Origin of the sequence: Methylocystis sp. JAN1, assembly GCF_052186135.1 — a bacterium.
Taxonomy (GTDB): Bacteria; Pseudomonadota; Alphaproteobacteria; order Rhizobiales; family Beijerinckiaceae; genus Methylocystis.
Map to the genome: position 1 here is coordinate 3,257,936 of NZ_CP181499.1, position 19,359 is coordinate 3,277,294.

Annotated in this window: 16 protein-coding genes; all 16 read right to left on the reverse strand. The window is 66.1% G+C overall.

Annotated features, from left to right (window positions below; translation table 11 throughout):
• Window positions 1-123 precede the first annotated feature (123 nt).
• Window positions 124-1,836: a cell division protein FtsZ gene (gene ftsZ / locus ACNHKD_RS15555; RefSeq protein ID WP_442754392.1), complete on the reverse strand. Its 1,713-nt coding sequence runs from the start codon at window positions 1,834-1,836 to the stop codon at window positions 124-126.
• 154 nt (window positions 1,837-1,990) lie between these two features.
• Window positions 1,991-3,304, reverse strand: a complete 1,314-nt coding sequence (ftsA, locus tag ACNHKD_RS15560) for a cell division protein FtsA (protein ID WP_442754393.1) — start codon at window positions 3,302-3,304, stop codon at window positions 1,991-1,993.
• Between the two features lie 4 nt (window positions 3,305-3,308).
• The gene (locus ACNHKD_RS15565) at window positions 3,309-4,073 is read right to left on the reverse strand and encodes a cell division protein FtsQ/DivIB (RefSeq protein ID WP_442754394.1); all 765 of its coding nucleotides are present in this window, start codon (window positions 4,071-4,073) and stop codon (window positions 3,309-3,311) included.
• 200 nt (window positions 4,074-4,273) lie between these two features.
• On the reverse strand, window positions 4,274-5,197 hold the full coding sequence (locus ACNHKD_RS15570; protein WP_442754395.1) for a D-alanine--D-alanine ligase: 924 nt from the start codon (window positions 5,195-5,197) through the stop codon (window positions 4,274-4,276).
• Window positions 5,198-5,220: 23 nt separating this feature from the next.
• Window positions 5,221-5,574 carry a type II toxin-antitoxin system PemK/MazF family toxin gene (locus ACNHKD_RS15575; RefSeq protein WP_442754396.1) on the reverse strand — a complete coding sequence of 118 codons (354 nt, stop codon included), beginning with the start codon at window positions 5,572-5,574 and terminating at the stop codon, window positions 5,221-5,223.
• Window positions 5,561-5,797 (reverse strand): AbrB/MazE/SpoVT family DNA-binding domain-containing protein, encoded by a 237-nt coding sequence (locus ACNHKD_RS15580; RefSeq protein WP_442754397.1) that lies wholly within the window; start codon window positions 5,795-5,797, stop codon window positions 5,561-5,563. Before ACNHKD_RS15580 ends, ACNHKD_RS15575 begins: the two co-directional genes overlap by 14 nt.
• A 57-nt stretch (window positions 5,798-5,854) precedes the next feature.
• Window positions 5,855-7,411 carry a hypothetical protein gene (locus ACNHKD_RS15585; protein ID WP_442754398.1) on the reverse strand — a complete coding sequence of 519 codons (1,557 nt, stop codon included), beginning with the start codon at window positions 7,409-7,411 and terminating at the stop codon, window positions 5,855-5,857.
• Window position 7,412: 1 nt separating this feature from the next.
• Entirely contained in the window at window positions 7,413-8,333 is a 921-nt protein-coding gene (murB, locus tag ACNHKD_RS15590) for a UDP-N-acetylmuramate dehydrogenase (protein WP_442754399.1), read from the reverse strand.
• A 151-nt stretch (window positions 8,334-8,484) separates the two neighbouring features.
• Complete coding sequence (murC, locus tag ACNHKD_RS15595; protein ID WP_442754400.1) at window positions 8,485-9,897, reverse strand: UDP-N-acetylmuramate--L-alanine ligase; 1,413 nt, start codon at window positions 9,895-9,897, stop codon at window positions 8,485-8,487.
• A gap of 15 nt (window positions 9,898-9,912) precedes the next feature.
• Entirely contained in the window at window positions 9,913-11,013 is a 1,101-nt protein-coding gene (gene murG / locus ACNHKD_RS15600) for an undecaprenyldiphospho-muramoylpentapeptide beta-N-acetylglucosaminyltransferase (RefSeq protein ID WP_442754401.1), read from the reverse strand.
• A gap of 1 nt (window position 11,014) precedes the next feature.
• The gene (locus ACNHKD_RS15605) at window positions 11,015-12,181 is read right to left on the reverse strand and encodes an FtsW/RodA/SpoVE family cell cycle protein (protein WP_442754402.1); all 1,167 of its coding nucleotides are present in this window, start codon (window positions 12,179-12,181) and stop codon (window positions 11,015-11,017) included.
• Window positions 12,178-13,605: a UDP-N-acetylmuramoyl-L-alanine--D-glutamate ligase gene (gene murD / locus ACNHKD_RS15610; RefSeq protein ID WP_442754403.1), complete on the reverse strand. Its 1,428-nt coding sequence runs from the start codon at window positions 13,603-13,605 to the stop codon at window positions 12,178-12,180. The genes ACNHKD_RS15605 and murD overlap by 4 nt, the downstream gene beginning before the upstream one ends.
• Before the next feature lie 2 nt (window positions 13,606-13,607).
• Complete coding sequence (gene mraY / locus ACNHKD_RS15615) at window positions 13,608-14,690, reverse strand: phospho-N-acetylmuramoyl-pentapeptide-transferase (RefSeq protein WP_442754404.1); 1,083 nt, start codon at window positions 14,688-14,690, stop codon at window positions 13,608-13,610.
• Window positions 14,691-14,702: 12 nt separating this feature from the next.
• Window positions 14,703-16,121 carry a UDP-N-acetylmuramoylalanyl-D-glutamyl-2,6-diaminopimelate--D-alanyl-D-alanine ligase gene (locus ACNHKD_RS15620; RefSeq protein ID WP_442754405.1) on the reverse strand — a complete coding sequence of 473 codons (1,419 nt, stop codon included), beginning with the start codon at window positions 16,119-16,121 and terminating at the stop codon, window positions 14,703-14,705.
• Window positions 16,118-17,572, reverse strand: coding sequence for a UDP-N-acetylmuramoyl-L-alanyl-D-glutamate--2,6-diaminopimelate ligase (locus ACNHKD_RS15625; protein WP_442756914.1), 1,455 nt, complete (start codon window positions 17,570-17,572; stop codon window positions 16,118-16,120). The genes ACNHKD_RS15620 and ACNHKD_RS15625 overlap by 4 nt, the downstream gene beginning before the upstream one ends.
• Entirely contained in the window at window positions 17,572-19,350 is a 1,779-nt protein-coding gene (locus tag ACNHKD_RS15630; RefSeq protein ID WP_442756915.1) for a peptidoglycan D,D-transpeptidase FtsI family protein, read from the reverse strand. The genes ACNHKD_RS15625 and ACNHKD_RS15630 overlap by 1 nt, the downstream gene beginning before the upstream one ends.
• Window positions 19,351-19,359 lie beyond the last annotated feature (9 nt).

Genomic DNA, 19,359 nt, shown 5'->3' on the forward strand with positions numbered 1-19,359 from the left:
CCTATCTCATCGGCCCGGCCAGGCTCCAGTAACGGTTTCTTACAGTTTGTTACAACAGCGCGGAACCCGTGGAAAAACAAAGGCCCGCACAAGGCGGGCCTTTGTGGTTGGCTTGCGCCGGCCTTAGTGGTTCGATTGCCGGCGCAGAAAGGCCGGAATCTCCAGGTGGTCCTCCTCCACCGGGCGCGGCTGCGGCGCGCGGCGGCCATGCGGGTCCAGGGCGGCATGGGACGGGGCCGGCTGCGGCGCCGGAGGCGCGACGGGGCGCTTGCCGTATTCGACATGAGCCGGCGACGGCTGCGGCGCGCGCGGCGGCATCGGCGCCGGGGCGGCGCCGCCCTGCATGGCTTCCTCCTGGCGGCTGGCCCCAAAGGAGGCGAGACGCTCGAAGATCGACTTGCGGCGCGGATCGTGGGCCGCCTCGCCACGGTGCTGACGGATCTGGTCCTGCACCGGCTTCGGGAAATCCTCGATCGAGGGCATGCGGGGCGCGCGCGGCATCTCCGGCGCCGGCGGCACATAAGGCGCCGGCGCCGGCTCGGCGATCATGCGCGAGGGCTCGGGCATCGGCTCAGCGTAAGTTGGGCGCGGCGCGGCGACCGGCTCCAGATAGACGCCGTTCGTCGTCATCTGGGCGGGCGCGGTCGGGGCCGGCTCGGCGTAATAGGCCGAGGCCGGAGCGGCTTCGCGGATGTCGGGCTGATAGACCGGCGCCGGGGCGCGCTCGGGCATGGCGTAGATCTGCGCCGTCGGGGCTTCGGCCGGCGCGGAAGCCGACTGCGGCTTGGCCGCCTGCTGCATCTGGGCACGCATGCGCTCGGCGGCCTCGGCCATACGGGCCTGGCTCGTCGGATCGTCGGCGGTGATCGCGGCGAGATCGATGCCGGTCGCGACGACGGACACGCGGATCACGCCCTCGAGCGACGAATCGAAAGTGGCGCCGAGGATGATGTTGGCGTCCTCGTCGACTTCCTGGCGGATGCGGCTCGCCGCCTCGTCAACTTCGTAGAGGGTGAGGTCGTGGCCGCCGGTGATCGAGATCAGCAGGCCGCGCGCGCCCTTCATCGATACTTCGTCGAGGAGCGGATTGGCGATCGCGGCTTCCGCCGCGAGATTGGCGCGGCGCTCGCCGGTGGCCTCGCCCGTGCCCATCATCGCCTTCCCCATGCCGCGCATGATCGAGCGGACGTCGGCGAAGTCGAGATTGATGAGGCCTTCCTTGACCATCAGGTCGGTCACCGAGGCGACGCCCGAATAAAGCACCTGGTCCGCCATGGCGAAGGCGTCGGCGAAGGTCGTCTTCTCCGTCGCTATGCGGAAGAGGTTCTGGTTGGGAATGACGATCAGCGTGTCGACGCACTTCTGGAGCTCGGAGATGCCGGACTCCGCAATGCGCAGGCGGCGCTGGCCTTCGAAGAAGAATGGCTTCGTGACGACGCCCACGGTCAGAATGCCCATCTCGCGCGCGATCTGCGCGATGACCGGCGCGGCGCCCGTGCCCGTGCCGCCGCCCATGCCGGCGGTGACGAAGCACATATGCGCGCCCTGCAGGTGCTCGCGAATTTCCTCACGCGCCTCCTCGGCGGCGGCGCGGCCGACCTCCGGCTGGGCGCCGGCGCCGAGACCCTCGGTCACCTGCAAACCCATCTGAATGACGCGCTCGGCGGGAGACGAGGCCAGAGCCTGGGCGTCGGTGTTGGCGACCAGGAAGTCCACGCCGGAGAGGCCCGAGGCGATCATGTTGTTGACCGCGTTGCAGCCGCCGCCGCCGACGCCGCAGACCATGATGCGGGGCTTCAATTCCCTTAGTTCGGGAGCTTTCAGATTGATCGTCATTTGCCAGGCCTCTCGAAATTTACACTGCTCATCGGCGTCGGTTGTCCCAGTCCTTGGACGCCCCGTCGCCGAACGCGTCGTCCTCGGTATTTCCTGTGAGGCCCGCCTTCGCCGGCCGGATCGCCTCAACTGAGAGAATCACTTGCTCCCGATTCTAGAAGCTTTCCTTTAACCATCTACCCACTCGCGTCATGTATCCATCGGTTCCCGTCGCCGCGCGCTCGCCGCGATGGGGCTCGAAATATTCGCGCCCCGCGAGCTGCGGATAGACGAGCAATCCGGCCGCCGCCGCGAAAGCGGGACTGCGCGCGGGATCGGGAAGGCCGTCGACGCCGATGGGACGCCCGACGCGCACCTGGCCGCCGAGGATGCGGCGCGCGCATTCGGCGGCGCCGGTGAGCTGGCTGGCGCCGCCCGTGAGAACGATGCGGCGGCTCGGGCTCGCCGGATATCCGGCGCGCGCCATGCGGTCGCGCAGAAACTCGAACGTCTCCTCGATGCGCGGACGGATGATGCGCACGAGATGGGATTTCGGCGCATGAGCCTTGTGTTGGCCGCGCTCGCCGACATGATCGAACGACACCGTCTCGCGCTCGTCGGAGGAAGACGCGATCGCAGAGCCGTGGAACGTCTTGAGCCGCTCGGCGTCGGCGAGGCGCGCGTCGAGGCCGCGGGCGATGTCCATCGTGACGTGATTGCCGCCGAGCGTCACGGCGTCGAGATGGACCATCTCGCCGCGCGCGAAGACGGCGAGCGAGGTCGAGCCCGCGCCCATGTCGACGACGATGACGCCCATCTCCGCCTCGTCGGGCTCGAGCACCGAGAGGCCCGCGGCGTAGGGAGCCGCCGCCATGCCTTCGACGCCGAGATGGCCGCGCTCGGCGGCGAGAATGAGGTTGCGCGCCGCCGCCTGATCGCAGGTCGCGACATGAAGATCGACGCCCAGCTCGTCGCCGATCATGTCCTTCGGCTCGCGAATGCCGCTGACGCCGTCGAGCGAGAAGCCCGTGGGCAGCGAATGCACGGCGACGCGGCCGCGGTGCAGATGATGCGCCGCAGAGGCTTCGAGCACGCGATGAATATCGGCCTCCGCAACTTCGCGGCCGCCAATGGCGCGCTTCGCCGCGAAATGCTCGGAGGCGAAACGTCCGCCCGAGGCGGTGACGATGACGCGATCCACCTGGACGCCCGCCATGCGCTCGGCGGCGTCGACCGTATGGCGGATGGCGCGCTCGGCCTCGTCCATGTCGATGACGAGGCCGTGCTTCACGCCAAGCGAACGCTGATGGCCGATGCCGAGCACGCGGATGCGATGCGTGCGCCAGTCTTCCTGGGCGGTCTCGCCCGCAGGCGTGAGGCGCGCGATGAGGCAGGCGATCTTCGACGTGCCGACGTCGAGAACCGCGAACGTCGCGGAGCGGCGCGGCGAGAGAGGCTTCAAACGCGGCGGAACAAGCTGAGACTTCATCACTCTAACCACCCGTTTTCTTTGTCTTGCGCGGAAGCGTCGCTTCGCGCGCGGCCGCGGCTTCCTCCGTCAGGCGAATAATGGCCCGATCGCCGGTCCGCAGATCGACGGACATCACGTCCTTGTCCAGAATGCGCGCCTCGCGCTGGAGACGTTTCAGCGTCTCGACGGCGGGGCCGGGATCCACTTCCGGCAGTTTCACGATGACGCCGTTGGTCATCTCGATGTCCCAGCGGCGGCCGGCGACCATCACGCCCGCCTTCACGCGCTGGGCGAGATCCTCCATGCCCTTCAAAAGCTGGAGGAATTCCGGCAGGCGCTTCTGAGCCCCCTCGCCCACGACGAAGGGCAGTCCGAGATAGCGCTCGTCGCGCAGCTCATCGATCGCGACGCCGTCCTCGGAGATGACCGACACGCGGCCCTCGCGCTGCCACAGCGCATGGGGCTGGCGCTCCTCGATGGCGACGACGAGGCGATCGGGATAGAGCTTCATCACCCGCGCGGATTTGACGAGCGGCACGGCCATCAGGCGCTCGCGCACGGCGTTGGCGTCGAGGAAAGGCAGTGAATTTTTCGGGCCGACCCCGGAAGCGTCGAGCAGCTCCTTCTCCGTGAGCCGCGACTGGCCGGTGATCGTCACCGCCGAAATGTCGAAGCCGACGGCGCGGGCGACGATGTCCCAGGGCTGGCCTTCGCTGGCGACGATCTGGTCGTAGCCGCCGTTCTGCACGAGCCCGGCCAAGCCGACGCCGCCGAAGAGCAGAACCATGGCGGCCAATCCGACCCCCGGCTTGCCGAGGAAGGCGAAACGCGTGAGCGCGGTCGTCTCTTCCGCCTGGCGGCGCGGCGAGGGTCGGGAAAGATTAGGGCTAACGGGAGCTGCGCCGGAAAAAGGCGCGCCGGCGACGGCGGTTCGGGGCTGAGCGACAGGAAAGTGAACAAGCGGAAGGGAAGTCGAAACCGACTCCCTCAGCGATCGCAAGAAGCGTCTTCCACCATCCATCTGACAAGCTCGCCGAACGAAAAACCTGCGTAAGCCGCCATTTCTGGCACGAGCGAGGTCTCCGTCATTCCCGGCTGCGTGTTCACTTCCAGAACGACCAGCTCGCCCGTTCCGCCGGGCCGGTCGTCGAATCGGAAGTCCGCGCGACTGACGCCGCGACAGCCGAGAGCCTTGTGAGCCTCGATAGCTAAATGTTGAACCTCTTGGTAAATATTCTGTTTAAGATTCGCCGGAAGAACGTGCTTCGACCCGCCTTTCGCGTATTTTGCGTGATAGTCGTACCACCCGCCGTCGGCGGCGAGGATTTCGATGACGCCGAGCGCCCTGTCGCCCATCACCGCGCAGGTCAGCTCGCGCCCGTCGACAAATTGTTCCGCCAGCATCAGGTCGCCATGCGCCCAGTCCTCGCGCATCAGCTCCTGCGGCGGATAAGTCATGTCCTCCTTGACGATGAAGACGCCGAACGAGGACCCTTCGGAGACGGGCTTCAGCACGTATGGCGGCTGCAGCGCATGGGCCTTCGCGGCCTCCAGCCGGTGCACGACGCGGCCTTTGGGAACCGGCACGCCGGCGGCGGCCATGACGACCTTGGCGACGTCCTTCTTCATCGCGACCGACGAGGCGAGCACGCCGGAATGCGTATAGGGAATGCGCAAGATCTCCAGGGCGCCTTGTATGCAGCCGTCCTCGCCGAACTTGCCGTGCAGCGCATTGAAGGCGACATCCGGCCTCAAGGCCGAGAGAACCTGAGCGATGTCATGACCGACGTCGACGCGCGTAACGCGGTAACCTTCGCTTTCGAGCGCTTTAGCGCTGGCTTCACCGGAACGCAGCGAAATTTCTCGCTCCGAAGAGAGCCCGCCCATGAGAACGGCGATGTGTTTGGTCATGTTCGGCCTACTCTTTAAGGGTTTTAACGCCCGATGAAGGATTTAACCGCATCGAAAACGACGGCGGCCTGCCTGGAATTCAACCGGCCCGCACGCCGGAGAATGCGCGCCGGTTCGATGTTTGCGACCTTGACGGGCCGGACGATCGAGGGCGAGGGCAAACCCGCCCGGGCGAGGTCGTCTATTTCGAGATCATTTGCGAGGCGTGAATGTCGCGCGCTGGTGATCATGACGACCCAGACATAGCCTTGCGACTGGACATTCGCGTTCGACACGACGAGCGCCGGACGCCGCTTCTCGGCAAATTGGTCGGAATAGGGAAAAGGGACGACGACGACGTCTCCCGGCGCGTAGTCGGTTTCGTCAGAGATCGTCATAAGCGGCGTCGTCGGCCTCGCTCGACCATTCGCCGAACGCCGCAAAGGGGTCGTCATCCTCGACGGAAGGACCGCGTTCAATTCGCACGCCTCTTTCATCAAAAATATAACGGAGCTGGTCGCCCGGCTTGATTTTCAGGCGCTCGCGCACCTCGCGTGGAAGCACCGTCTGGCTCTTGACGGAAACTTTTGAATAAACGGGTTTTTGCTTCGCCGACGCCATGACGCGCCTCCCGGAGTTGTCTTACCAGCTTACCGTCTTACGCGGCCGCACGCAACGTCATCGGAGGGCCTTGCGCGTCCAGATCTCGATTTCCCGGGCCTCGCCCGCCTTCTCGTAGCCGTCGAGCGCCGCCGCGCTTTCAGGCTGTTTCAAAACCCATTCGCGAGTCTCCCTGTCCTCCACGACGATGACGTCCGGCTTGCCGGCGCGGATATCCTCCGCGAAGCCCGCGAGGTCGCGGCGGCGATAATTCTCCAGGCGCTCGCGTCTTGCCGGGTCCTTCGCGTCGCGCAGCAGATAGGCGGCGAGGCTCGCGGTCCATAGCGCATTGGGGCGGCCGGCCCATGTTCCTTCGAGCTGACGCGTGACGGGATGCCCATAGTCGAGCTGACGCGCCATGACGATGAGGCGCGGATGCGCGGGCGCGACGCGGGCGATTTCGGCGCGCAGGCCCGGATGCTCCTCGGCGTCGGCGAGCACCTTGAAGGCGCCGAAAAGGAACGGCGCCGCGAAAAGGGAGGGAAGGAAAACATATCTGAAGAGATGCCCCTCCCGCGCCGCTCGGGCGCGCGGATGGCCGTCCAGCGCGAAAAAACACCAGGCGAGAAGCGCCAGAACGACGCCCGGATAGGCATGGTTGCTCCAGCCCTTTCCCTGCAGGAAGAAACTGGCGAGGAAGCCGATGGAGGCGAAGGCGCAGACGCGCGCGGCGGCCGGCGCGACAAAGCCCGGCGCGACGGGCGGATGTTCGAAGCCCTTCGCCGAGACGACAAAGAGCGCCGCGAGCAGCGCGACATTGAAGGGCGCAAGCGTGAAGAGCGCAAGATTTGCGAGCGTGTCGCGCGCGGGCTGATAGACGTCGGCGATCACCGGCAGCGCATATTGCGCATAGGCTGGGAGGAAGACGAACGTCGCAATCGCGTAGACGGCGCACAGCCCGCCCGCCGCCGCCATTTCGACGGTCAAGAGCAGGCGCGGCGAACGCTCGCGGGCGGCGAGCGCCAGCGCCGGCAGTATGACGGCGAGCGCGAAGAAGGGCTTGAAGCAGCCCGCAAGCCCCGCGCCGAGCCCCGCGACGACGCGCAACGCACGCGGAATGCGCCCGCCTTCGGCGGAAGCCGCAAGCGTCGCCAGCATGGGCGAGAGCGCGAGCAACGCAATGTGTTCGCGCTCAGCGAAGATCAGGGCCGGCGCGACGAGCAGCGTGAAGACGGAAGCGTTGAGGACGAGCCCCCAATCCTCGCGCGAACGCGACGCCCCATAACGGAAGATCGCCGCGCTGAGGGCGATCGACAAAAGGCCGAAGAGAAAGACGAGACCGCCGGCGACCGGCTCCGCCGCGATATGCCAGGAGCGCGCCAGCAAGACCGCCGGCGCCATGACCAGGAAAGACGCCGGCGGATTCGGGTCCGTAATGTCGACATAGGGAACGGCCCCGTCGAGGAATTTCTCCGCGAAGGTGATGAACCAGGAAACGTCGCAATCGAGATGGCCGGCGATCTGCTGGCCGAACGCAATCAGAACGAGCGCCAGCGTCGTGAACGAGCTGGCGAGAGAAGCCGTCAGCCGCGCGGGCCGGCCCTCCGTGAAGCTGCGCGACGTGATGGAGCTCATATCAGGACACGCCGATCCGTTTGATTTCCCAGTGCAGCTCCACGCCGCTCGTTTCCCTGACGCGGCGACGCACCTCCTCGCCCAGATTCTCGATGTCCGCGGCCGTGGCCCGGCCGCGATTGATGAGGAAGTTGCAGTGCATCTCACTCACCTGCGCGTCCCCGACGACGAGGCCGCGGCAGCCGGCGGCGTCGATCAATCGCCAGGCCTTGTGGCTTTCGGGATTCTTGAACGTGGAGCCGCCTGTCTTTTCCCTGATCGGCTGCGAGGCCTCGCGCGCGGCGGTGATGCGATCCATCTCGGCGAGGATTACGGCCGGATCGCCGGGCGGGCCATGAAAGACCGCCTGCGTGAAAATCACGTCGTCCGGCGCCGAACAATGGCGGTAAGCGTAGCCCATATCGGCGTTGGTGAAGACGCGGATGTTCCCCGCGCGGTCGACGCCGCGCGCTTCGATAAGGCAATCCTTCGTCTCGCCGCCATGCGCGCCGGCGTTCATGCGCAAAGCGCCGCCAATGGCGCCGGGAATGCCGCGATAGAAGGCGAGGCCGTCAATGCCCGCCTCCGCCGCCGCGCGCGCAGCTTTCACATCCGGAACGGCGGCGCCGACCCGCAGGCGATGGCCTTCCTCGACCATAATCTCGCCGAAACCCTTCGCCGAAAGACGAATGACAACGCCTTGTACGCCGCCGTCACGGACGATCAGGTTCGACCCCAGCCCGATGACGATGACGGGAATTTCCTTCGGCAATCGCGCGAGGAAATAAGCGAGATCCGCCTCATCCGCCGGCATGAACAGAAGCTGCGCCGGCCCGCCGACGCGAAACCAGGTGTAGGGCGCGAGCGGCTCGTTGGCCGAGAGCTTGCCGCGCAGTTCTGGCATGAGCTCTGTGAGACCGGGAGCGAGATCGGGGAAGGTCATGACCGTTCCTCCCTTCTCCCGCTTACGGGAGAAGGTGCCGAGCCGAAGGCGTGACGGATGAGGGCCCTCACCCGACCCCCGCTCACGCGGGGGCGACCCTCTCCCGCAAGCGGGAGGGGGAGAACACGGCGCCGTTTATGACGAACTCCAATCATGCGCCGGCCCCGCCGGCCGCGAGCTGCTCCGGCAGCGCGTAGGCCCATTGCGTGATGTTGCCGGCGCCAAGGCACACGACATAATCGCCGGGCGCCACGATCTCGCGGACCATCGCCGGAAGCACTTCCGGCGACGGCAGGCCGACCGCGCGGCGATGGCCGTGCGCGCGGATGGCGTTGACCAGCGCGTCGCGGTCGACGCCCGCAATCGGCTGCTCGCCCGCCGCATAAACATCGGCGACGATCACGACGTCGGCGTCGTTGAAGCAGGTCGCGAAGCCGTCGAAGAGCGATTGCAGGCGCGTATAGCGATGCGGCTGCATCACGGCGACGACCTTGCCCTTGGTGGAGGCGCGCGCGGCGCGCAGCACGGCGCCGATCTCCACCGGATGGTGTCCGTAGTCGTCGAAGATCTGCACGCCGTTCCACTCGCCCGTGCGCGTGAAACGACGCTTGACGCCGCCGAAGCCGGAGAGCGCCTTGCGGATCTGGTCCGGCGACAGGCCGAGCTGATAGGCGACGGTGATCGCGGCCGTGGCGTTCAGCGCATTGTGATGGCCGGGCATGGGCAGGAGAAGATTGTCGAGATAGGTCGCCTGCGAGGTCTTGCGGTCGCGCAGCAATACATTGAAGCGCGACACGCCGCCTTCGAGATTCACGTCGAGGAGCCGCACGTCGGCCTGCGGATTCTCGCCATAGGTGATGACGCGGCGATCCTCGATCTTGCCGACGAGCTCCTGCACGGTCGGGTGATCGAGACACATTACCGCGAAGCCGTAGAACGGCAGATTCTCGATGAAGTTGCGGAAGGCTTCCTTAATGGCGTCGAAGGTGTGGAAGTGATCGAGATGTTCGGGATCGATATTGGTGACGATGGCGACGTCGGCGGGAAGCTTGAGAAAAGTGCCGTCGCTCTCGTCGGCCTCGACCACCATCCATTCGCCGGCTCCAAGGCGCGCATTGGTGCCATAAGCGTTGATGATGCCGCCATTGATGACGGTCGGATCGAGACCGCCGGCGTCGAGCAGCGTCGCGACGAGCGAGGTCGTCGTCGTCTTGCCATGGGTGCCGGCGATGGCGACGCATTGCTTGAGACGCATCAATTCGGCGAGCATCTCGGCGCGGCGCACGACCGGCAGGCGCTTCTCGCGCGCGGCGACGAGTTCGGGATTGTCGCGCCTGATGGCGGTCGAGACGACGACCACCGCCGCCTCGCCGAGATTCTTGGCGTCATGACCGATAAAGACCGCCGCGCCCTTCTCGGAGAGGCGCTTCACATTGGCGTTCTCGGCGGCGTCGGAGCCCTGCACCTTGTAGCCGAGATTGAGCAGCACCTCGGCGATGCCTGACATGCCGATGCCGCCGATGCCGACGAAGTGAAGGGGGCCGAGATCGCGCGGCAGTTTCATCCTGGAAATTCTCCTTCAGGAAGCGCGGTTTTGCGCCACGTTCAAAATCAGATCGGCGAGCCGTTCGGCGGCGTCGGCGACGCCGACGCGCTTCGCCGCCTCGGCGCGCCGCGCCAGAATCTCCGGCGCCTCGATGAGCTGCGCAAGCCGCGCCGTCAGGAAAGTCGGCGAAAAGTCGTTTTGCTTGATCGTCTCGGCGGCGCCGGCCTGTTCGATGAACGCGGCGTTCGCCGCCTGATCGCCATCAAGCGATCCCGGCAGCGGCACGAAAAGCGCCGGGCGGCCGATGACGGCGAGCTCCGACACGGTGGAGGCGCCGGAGCGCGAAATAACGAAATGCGCCTGCGCGATGCGCAACGGAAGATCCTTGAAGAAAGGCTCGATTTCGACATTGACGCCGGCGTTCCGATAGAGCGCCTCGACGCGCGGAATATCCTCGCTGCGCGTTTGCTGCACGAGGCGGATGCGCGAACGCAGATGCTCGGGCAACGCCGCGATCGCCTGGGGCACGATATCCGCCATGACGCGCGCGCCCTGTGAGCCGCCCGTCACGAGCAGGCGAAACGCGCCGTCCGCGAAATCAGGAAAAGGCAATTTCGCCGCTTCAAGCACGGCTGGGCGCACGGGGTTGCCCGTGACGACGACCTTGTCCTGCAAAGGCGGCGGCACGCACAAATTGGGCAGGCCGGCGGCGATTTTGTCGACATGGCCGGAGAGAAAGCGGTTCGCCTTCCCCATAATGGCGTTCGACTCGTGCAGCACCGTCGGGATTTTGAGAAAAGACGCCGCAAGCAAAGGCGGCACTGTGGGATAGCCGCCAAAACCGATCACCGCGCGCGGCTGCAAATGGCGGAAGACCTTCGCAGCCTGCGCCGTCCCATAAGCGAGACGCGCCACGGCCTGCGCCTTGGCGATGATCGAGCCGCCGCGCGGCGTCGCGGACGGGATGCAATGCATGGCGCGCGCGGGAAAACCGCCGCCATAGGCGAGCGCGCGTTCGTCGGTGACGAGTTCCACGGGCGCGCCGCGCGCGCCGAGCGCATGGGCCAACGCCTCGGCCGGAAAGAGATGTCCGCCGGTGCCGCCGGCGGCGAGAAGAATCGGATGATCGTTCATGTCACGCCGCCGCAGGGATCGGTTCGCCGCTCGCGGCGACCTGCGTCAGAACCCGGGTGCGCGGACGCTTGCGGGTGACAGCGAGCAGGAAGCCCATGCCGAGCGAAAGCGAAATGAGCGACGAGCCGCCATAGGAGACGAAGGGCAGCGTCATGCCCTTCGCGGGCATGAGATGCACATTCACCGCCATGTTGATGCAGCTCTGCAGGCCGAAAAGCATGACGAGGCCCGCCGTCGCGAAGCGGCAGAAGGGATCCTCGTTACGCGCCGCCGACAACAGGCCGCGCACGACGATAAAGGCGAAGACGAGCGCGAGCGCGATGCAGACGATCACGCCGAACTCCTCGCCGATAACGGCGAAGATGAAGTCCGTATGCGAGTCCGGCAGGATGCGCTTCACCGTGCCTTCGCCGGGCCCCTTGCCGAACCAGGAGCCGGCGGTAAAGCTCTCAAGCGCGACTTCCGATTGGAAATAAGAGGCCGATGGCACGCCGCCCATGGGAGGCGGCGGATCGAGAAAGCCGTCTATGCGCGCGCGCACATGCGGCGCGAAGCGATAGGCGAGCAAAACGGCGGCGCTGCCGAGTCCGCCAAGGCCTGCGACCCAGATCCAGTGCAACCCGGCCATGAAGAAGAGCGCGGCCCAGACAAGCGAGAGCAGCATGGTCTGGCCAAAGTCGGGTTGCAGAATGAGCGGGATCACGGTCAGCGGGAAAAGCAGCAGCGCGATCCAGTTGCCCGGCACATCCTTGCGGCGCGCCCCTTCGGAAAAGGCCCAGGCGACGACGACGACGAAGGCGGGCTTGAGGAATTCGGACGGTTGAATGCCGAAGATCCAACGCTTGGCGCCCTTCACTTCCTGGCCGAAAAACAGGGTCGCGATGACGAGCGCGAGCGAGACGGCGAATAGAATCAGCGCGGCGCGCCGCACATGGCGCGGCGACAGAAAGGAGGTTCCGATCATCACCGCCAGCGCCGGCAGCAGATAGGCGACCTGACGATTGACGAAATGGAAGGTCGGCAAATGCAGCCGCTCCGCGACGGGCGGGCTGCCCGCCATCGCGAAAACGAGGCCCGCGACGATGAGCAGGCCAATGCCGGCTAGGAGCCATCGATCGATCGTCCACGCCCAATCCGAGAAGGCGGTTCGCTCGGCGCGCGAAATCATGCGTGTTCTCCTCTGCGTGCGGCGATGACGGCAGGCAATCCGTTGACGAGGCCGCGGAAAGCGTCGCCCCGCGCCTCGAAATTCGCGAACTGATCATAGGAGGCGCATGCCGGCGAGAGCAGCACGATGGGCTCCCGCGCATCGCCCGCCAGCGCGTCGAACGCCGCCTTCATCGTCGCGACGTCCAGCGTTTCGCAGCGCTCATAGGGCAGCGCGCCTTCGAGCGTCCGCGCGAAATCGTCGCTGGCGCGCCCGATGAGATAGGCTTTGCGGATGCGCGGGAAGTAGGGCCGCAGCCGCTCGATGCCGCCATCTTTCGCCTTGCCGCCGACGATCCAGTAAATGTCGGTAAAGCTCGCCAGCGCCTTTTCGGCCGCGTCGGCGTTGGTCGCCTTGGAGTCGTTGACGAAGAGCGCGCGATCGATGCGTCCGACCTCCTCCATGCGATGAGGAAGGCCCGGATAGCTCGCAACGCCCGCCGCGATTTCTTCGTCGTCCAGCCCGCATTCCCATGCGGCGGCGGCGGCGAAGGCGGCGTTCTGCGCGTTATGCGCGCCGCGCAGCGCACGCGCGTTCTTCAGCGAAGCCAACAGCTCCGCCTCTTCCGGCGGATGACCGCGCTCACCGAAATAGACCTCGCCATTCTCGGCATAGAAACCCCATTCCAGCGCGCGCGCGGCGGAAACCGGCACGACGCGCCGGTCCCCGCGCGGATTGGCGGAAAGGCGCGCGCCGATGGCGTGGGTGTAGGGGTCGTCGACGCCGACAAGCGCCACCTCCGCGCCCGCGACGAGCCGCTCCTTGATCGCCGCATAGTTCTCCATCGCGCCGTGACGGTCGATATGGTCGGGGGTGAGATTGATGAGAATCCCGATTGTAGGCTTCAAAGACGGCGCGAGATCGATCTGGAAGGACGAACACTCGATGACGTGGATGCGATCTTCCGCCGGCGGCTCCAGATCGAGGATCGGCACCCCGATATTGCCCCCGAGCTGAACGTCGCGGCCCGCCTCGCGCAAAATATGCGCAAGGAGGGCGGTCGTCGTCGATTTACCGTTCGTGCCGGTGATGGCGATGAAGGGCGAGCCGCCGGTATGGGCGGCGCGCTCGCGACAGAACAGCTCGATGTCGCCGATGATCTCCACGCCATTCGCCTTGGCGAGCTTCACCGTCCAATGCGGTTCGGGATGCGTAAGCGGCACGCCGGGCGACAGCACGAGCGCCGAGAAGCGCGACCAGTCCGCCTGAGAGAGGTCGTCGAGCGACACGCCATTGGCGATCGCCTTCAGGCGGCCCGCGTCGCCGTCGTCCCAGGCATGCACATGGGCGCCGCCCGCGATCAGCGCCTTGGCCGTGGAAAGCCCCGAGCCGCCCAGGCCGAAAAGCCCGACATGCTTGCTTTTGAAAGTCGTTACCGGGGTCATCGTCACCTCAGCTTCAGGGTCGCGAGACCGGTGAGCGCCAGAACGAAGGAGATGATCCAGAAACGGATGACGATCTGCGGCTCCTTCCAGCCCTTTTGCTCGAAATGATGGTGGATCGGCGCCATCAGGAAAATGCGCTTGCCGGTCGCCTTGAAATAAGCGACCTGGATGATGACCGACGCGCCCTCCAGCACGAAGAGGCCGCCGACGATCGCAAGCACGAATTCCTGCTTTACGGCGACGGCGACCGTTCCGAGCAGACCGCCGAGCGCGAGCGAGCCCGTGTCGCCCATGAAGATCTGCGCGGGCGGCGCGTTGAACCACAGGAAGCCGAGGCCGGCGCCGATGAAGGCCGAGCAGACGATCGTCAATTCGCCGACGCCCGCGACGTAGTTGACGCCCAGATAGTTCGAGAAGATCGAGTTGCCGACGAGATAGGCGAAGATCGCGAAGGCGCCGACGGCGATCATGGACGGCACGATGGCCAGGCCGTCGAGACCATCGGTGAGATTCACGCAGTTGCCGGCCGCGACGATGACGAAGGCGCCGAAGACGATGAAGAAGGTCCCGAGCGAGCCGATATAGCCTTTGACCATCGGGATCGCGAGCTTCGACATGTTCTCGCCGCCGACCTTCATCAGGAAATAACAGGCAACGCCCGCGACGACGAATTCCAGAGCGAGGCGCGCCTTCCCTGAGAAGCCGGCGTGGGATTGCTTGGTTACCTTCAGGTAGTCGTCATAAAACCCGATGGCGCCGAAGGACGCGGTGACGAAGAGCACGATCCATACGTAATAATTTCGCAGATTGGCCCAGAGGAGCGTCGCGGCGATGAGGCCTGAAAGGATCATCAGCCCGCCCATGGTGGGCGTGCCCTTCTTGGTCAGGAGATGCGATTGCGGCCCGTCCTCGCGGATCGGCTGGCCCTTGCCCTGCTTGATGCGCAGCGCCGAAATGATGTTAGGACCGAAGAAGAAGATGAAAAACAGCGCCGTCGCCGCGGCCATAGCCGAACGAAAGGTTATATAGCGGAAGATGTTGAGCGGACTGTAGAGATAGGAGAGGTCCGCAAGCAGCGTCAGCATCGTCTAATTTCCTCAGCTCGTCTTCCCGGGCGCGAATTTTGCTTTTGTCGCGGCGACGATCCGCGACATGCGCGACCCGTTCGAGCCTTTGACCATGACGACGTCGCCTGACCGAATTGCGGCGAGCACGGCTTCTTCCAGTTCCAGCGCCGTGGCGCGATGCGCCGCGCGCATCGCCTCCGGCGCGGCGTAATAAAGACGCTGCATCAGCGGCCCCGCCGTGAAGAGCAGGTCCACATTGGCGCGTTTGAGATCGTCGGCGAGTTCCGCGTGAAGCTCCGCGCCCCGCGGCCCGAGCTCCAGCATGTCGCCAAGGACCGCGATGCGGCGGCCGCCGGCGCTTGGGGCCGTCGCGCCGAGGAGATCGAGCGCGGCGCGCATCGAGGTCGGATTGGCGTTGTAGCTCTCGTCGATCAGCGTGAACGGGCCGTGCTCCGCCATAAGCGTCTCACGCTGGCCACGGCCCGAGGACGGCGCAAATTCGGCGAGCGACGCGGCGGCCTTTTCGAGATCGAGATCGAAGGCGACGGCGATCAGCAGGGCGGCGAGCGAATTGAGCGCGACATGCTTGCCCGGCGCGCCGATGCGATAGGACAGACGGCGGCCGAGAACGTCCGCTTCGACCTCGCAGCCGTCGCCGGCCTGCTTGCAGGAGAGGAGCCGCGCCTGCGGGCTTTCCGTCTCGCCGAAATCGAGAATATGGCCGGCATAGGCGGCCGCCGCGTCGGCGAGGCGCTGATAATGTTCGTCGTCGCGATTGACGATGGCGACGCCGCCCTCGAGGCCGGAGAAGATTTCAGCCTTCGCGTCGGCAATGGCTTCAACCGAGTCGAAGTGTTCGAGATGCACGGCCGCGACTTTCGTCACGACGGCGACATGCGGGCGCACCTGCGCGACGAGTCCGGCGATCTCTCCCGCGTGATTCATGCCAAGCTCGAAGACGCCGAAGCGCGAGGAAGCCGGCATGCGAGAAAGCGTCAGCGGCACGCCCCAGTGATTGTTGTAGGAGGCGGTCGAGGCGTGCGTCACGCCGAAATGCGACAGCATCAGGCGCGTCATGTCCTTGGTGGACGTCTTCCCGACGGAGCCGGTGATGGCGGCGACGAAGGCGGCCGTGCGGTCGCGCGCGCGCATGCCCATGAGTTCGAGCGAGCGCTGCACGTCCTTCACCACGAAAAGCGGCCCGGCGCCGGCGAGTTCCGCCGCGTGAGCCTCGTCGATCACAGCGGCCGCCGCGCCTTTCTCGAAGGCCGCGCGCACAAAGTCGTGGCCGTCGCGCGCCTCGCCCTTGATGGCGACGAAAAGGTCGCCGGGCAGCAGGGTGCGCGTGTCGATCGAGACGCCCGTCGCCTCGCGCGCCAGCGAGCCGCTGATGCGGGCCTGCAAGGCGCCGACAAGGGCGAGCCCCGACCATAGGGGTTCCTGCTTCATGAACCGTGCTCCTGCAGCGCCTTCGCGACCGCCTCGTGATCGGAAAAGGGCAATATGCGATCGTCGACGATCTGGCCAGTCTCGTGCCCCTTGCCGGCGACGACGAGCGCGTCGCCCTCGCAAAGCCCGGCGATCGCTTGGGAAATCGCCTCGCCGCGATCGGCGATCTCTATGATTCGCGCCCGCCCTGCGCTCTTCGCGCCTTCGACGATGGCGGCGCGAATCAGAGCCGGGTCTTCGTTTCTTGGATTGTCGTCCGTGATAATCGCCACATCGGCGGCGCGCGCGGCGATCTCGCCCATCAAGGGACGCTTGCCCTTGTCGCGATCGCCGCCGCAGCCGAAGACGACGACGAGACGGCCTTTGGTCAGCGGCCGCACCGTCGCGAGAACCTTTTCCAGCGCGTCGGGCTTGTGCGCGTAATCGACGAAGACCGGCGCGCCGTTCTTCTCGCCGATGAGTTCGAGGCGCCCGGGCGCGCCTTTGAGATTGCCCAGCGCGGCGAAAACGCGCGCGGGATCGTCGCCGGAGGCGATTGCGAGCCCCGCCGCGACGAGCGCGTTCGAGGTCTGGAACGCGCCGGCGAGCGGCAACTCCACCTCGTAATCCTTCCCGGCGCTGCTTAGCGCGAGCGACGTCGCCAGCGCGTGCGGGCGCGCTTCCTTCAGCGTAATCGCTTCGCCCTTCGCGCCGACGGTCACGAGATCGAGGCCGCGCGCCCCGCAGACCTCCGTCACGCGCGCCGCCACGTCGCTATCGGCGTCGATCACAGCGGGCTGGCCCGGCTTCAACAGCGTGTCGAAGAGGCGCATCTTCGCCGCGAAATACTCGTCCATGTCGCGGTGGTGATCGAGATGATCGCGCGAGAAATTGGTGAAAGCCGCCGCAGCCATGCGCACGCCATCGAGTCGGCGCTGGTCGATGCCGAGCGAAGAAGCTTCCATTGCAAGATGCGTGATCCCGCGCGCCGCGAGTTCGTCGAGCGTCTTCGCCAGTTCGACGGGTCCCGGCGTCGTCAGCGATCCGTAATGCGCGCCCTTGGAATCGACGACGCCGACGGTTCCGAGCGAAGCGGCCTCATGGCCCATCGCCGCCCAGATCTGGCGCAGAAAGGCGACAACCGACGTCTTGCCGCTCGTGCCCGTTACGGCGACGATCGTCTGCGGCTGGCGCGGATAGAAACGCGCCGCGGCATGAGCGACCGCGGTGCGCACGTCCGGAACGACGACCAACGGCAAGGCGCATTCAGCCTCGCGCTGCGCGATCACGACCACGGCGCCGCGCGCGCGCGCGTCGTTCACGAAAGAGAGCCCGTCGCCGGCATGGCCGGGTATCGCAAAGAAAGCGAAGCCCTCGCCGACCGCGCGGCTGTCGGCGGACAGTCCCGCGATCTCGAGCCCCGCGAGCGCGGGATCGAGATCGTTCCTGGCGAGGAGTTCAGAGAGTTTCATCAATGGCCATGGCCCCCCGTCGCCGGCGCGTTGGCCATGCCGTAGCCGAGCCTGGCGAGCAGCGGGAAGGGCGTATGCGGCGGCTCGAAGCGCGGCGCGAGGCCGAGCACCGGCCCGACGCGCTCGATGATCCGCCCCGTCACATAGCCGGCGTTGAAAGCCGCCGTCGCATGGCCGCCGTCCTCCGGCAGTCCCTGGGGCTCGTCCATGATGCTGAGGAAAAGATATTTCGGCTTGTCGGACGGCGCGACGGCCATGAAAGTCGTGAACAGCCGGTCCTTGGAATAATGGCCGTGGATGACCTTTTCCGCCGTGCCGGTCTTGCCGCCGACGAAATAGCCGTTGACGTCGACCCTCTTCGCCGTGCCGATCTCCGCGTTGAGGCGCATGAGATAGCGCATGGCCTCGCTGGTCTCGGGCTTGATGACCTGCACCGCGTCCTTCATCGCCTCTTCCGGCGTGCGCTTCAGAAAGGTCGGCGTCATCAGATAGCCGCCGTTCATCAGCGCGCCGACGGCCATCATCGCCTGCAGCGGCGCGACCGCGAGGCCGTGGCCGAAGGCGATGGTCATGGTGTTCAGCTCGCTCCAGTTCTTCGGGTAGAGCGGCTCGGCGCTTTCGGGGAGTTCGGTGCGCATGCGCGTAAGCTGGCCCATCTTGCGCAGAAAGGCCTTGTGCTTCTCGACGCCCTGCCCCATCGCCATGCGCGCGGTGCCGATATTGGAGGAATAGGTGAAGACCTCCGGCACGGTCAGCGCGCGGTTCTGCGCGTGATAATCGTGAATCTTGAAGCGGCCGAATGACAGCGCGCCGCGCGCGTCGAGGCGCGAGTTGAGGTTCACCTTGCCCGAATCCAGCGCCATGGCGATGGTCAGCGCCTTGAAGGTCGAGCCCATCTCGTAAACGCCGACATTCATGCGGTTGATATGGATCGGATCGAGCGCCTCCGTCGGCTTGTTCGGATCGTAGTCGGGAAGCGAGGCGAGCGCGATGATCTCGCCCGTGTTCACGTCCATGATCGCGGCGGCGCCGGCCTTCGCCTTGAAGCGCGCGACGCCTTTCTCCAATTCGTCGCGCAGCGCATGGGTCGCGCGAATGTCGAGGGACAGCCTCACGGGCTGCAACTCGTCCGGCGTGGCGCCGAAGCCGAGGCTGTGGAGATCGGCTAGGCCCTGCCCGTCGATATATTTTTCGATGCCGGCGATGCCCTGATTGTCGATATTGGCGAAGCCCAGCACATGCGCGCCGATCGGCCCGGCGGGATAGACGCGCTTGTTTTCCGCGATGAGGCCGACGCCCGGCAGCCCGAGATGAAACACTTCGTCGCGCTGATGCGGCGTGACTTCGCGCTTCACCCAGACGAAGCCCTTCCTGGAGCCGAGCCGCTCACGAAGCTCCTTGGAATCCACATCGGGCAGGACGGCGGTGAGAAGCTCCGTCGCTTCGTCCTTGTCGATAAGACGCCGCGGCTCGGCGAAGACGGACATGACCTTCACGTCGCTCGCCAGCACCTCGCCATTACGATCCAGAATGTCGGGACGCGAGGCGGAAACGGCTTCGGCGGCGGCGCGGCGGATCGTCGCCGGCTCTGGCTTGAAGCCGAGATAAACGAGCTTGCCGCAAATCACCCCGTAAAGGGCGAGAAAGCCGAGCGCGGCGAGCCGCATGCGCGGCGCGCTGGAGGCGAGGCTCGTCGCGAAGGCGGCGCGGATCATGCCCGCATATTTCGACGGCTTCTTCGTCGGGCGGGCCGGCGGCGTTTCGAGCATGTCCGGCATGTGCTGATG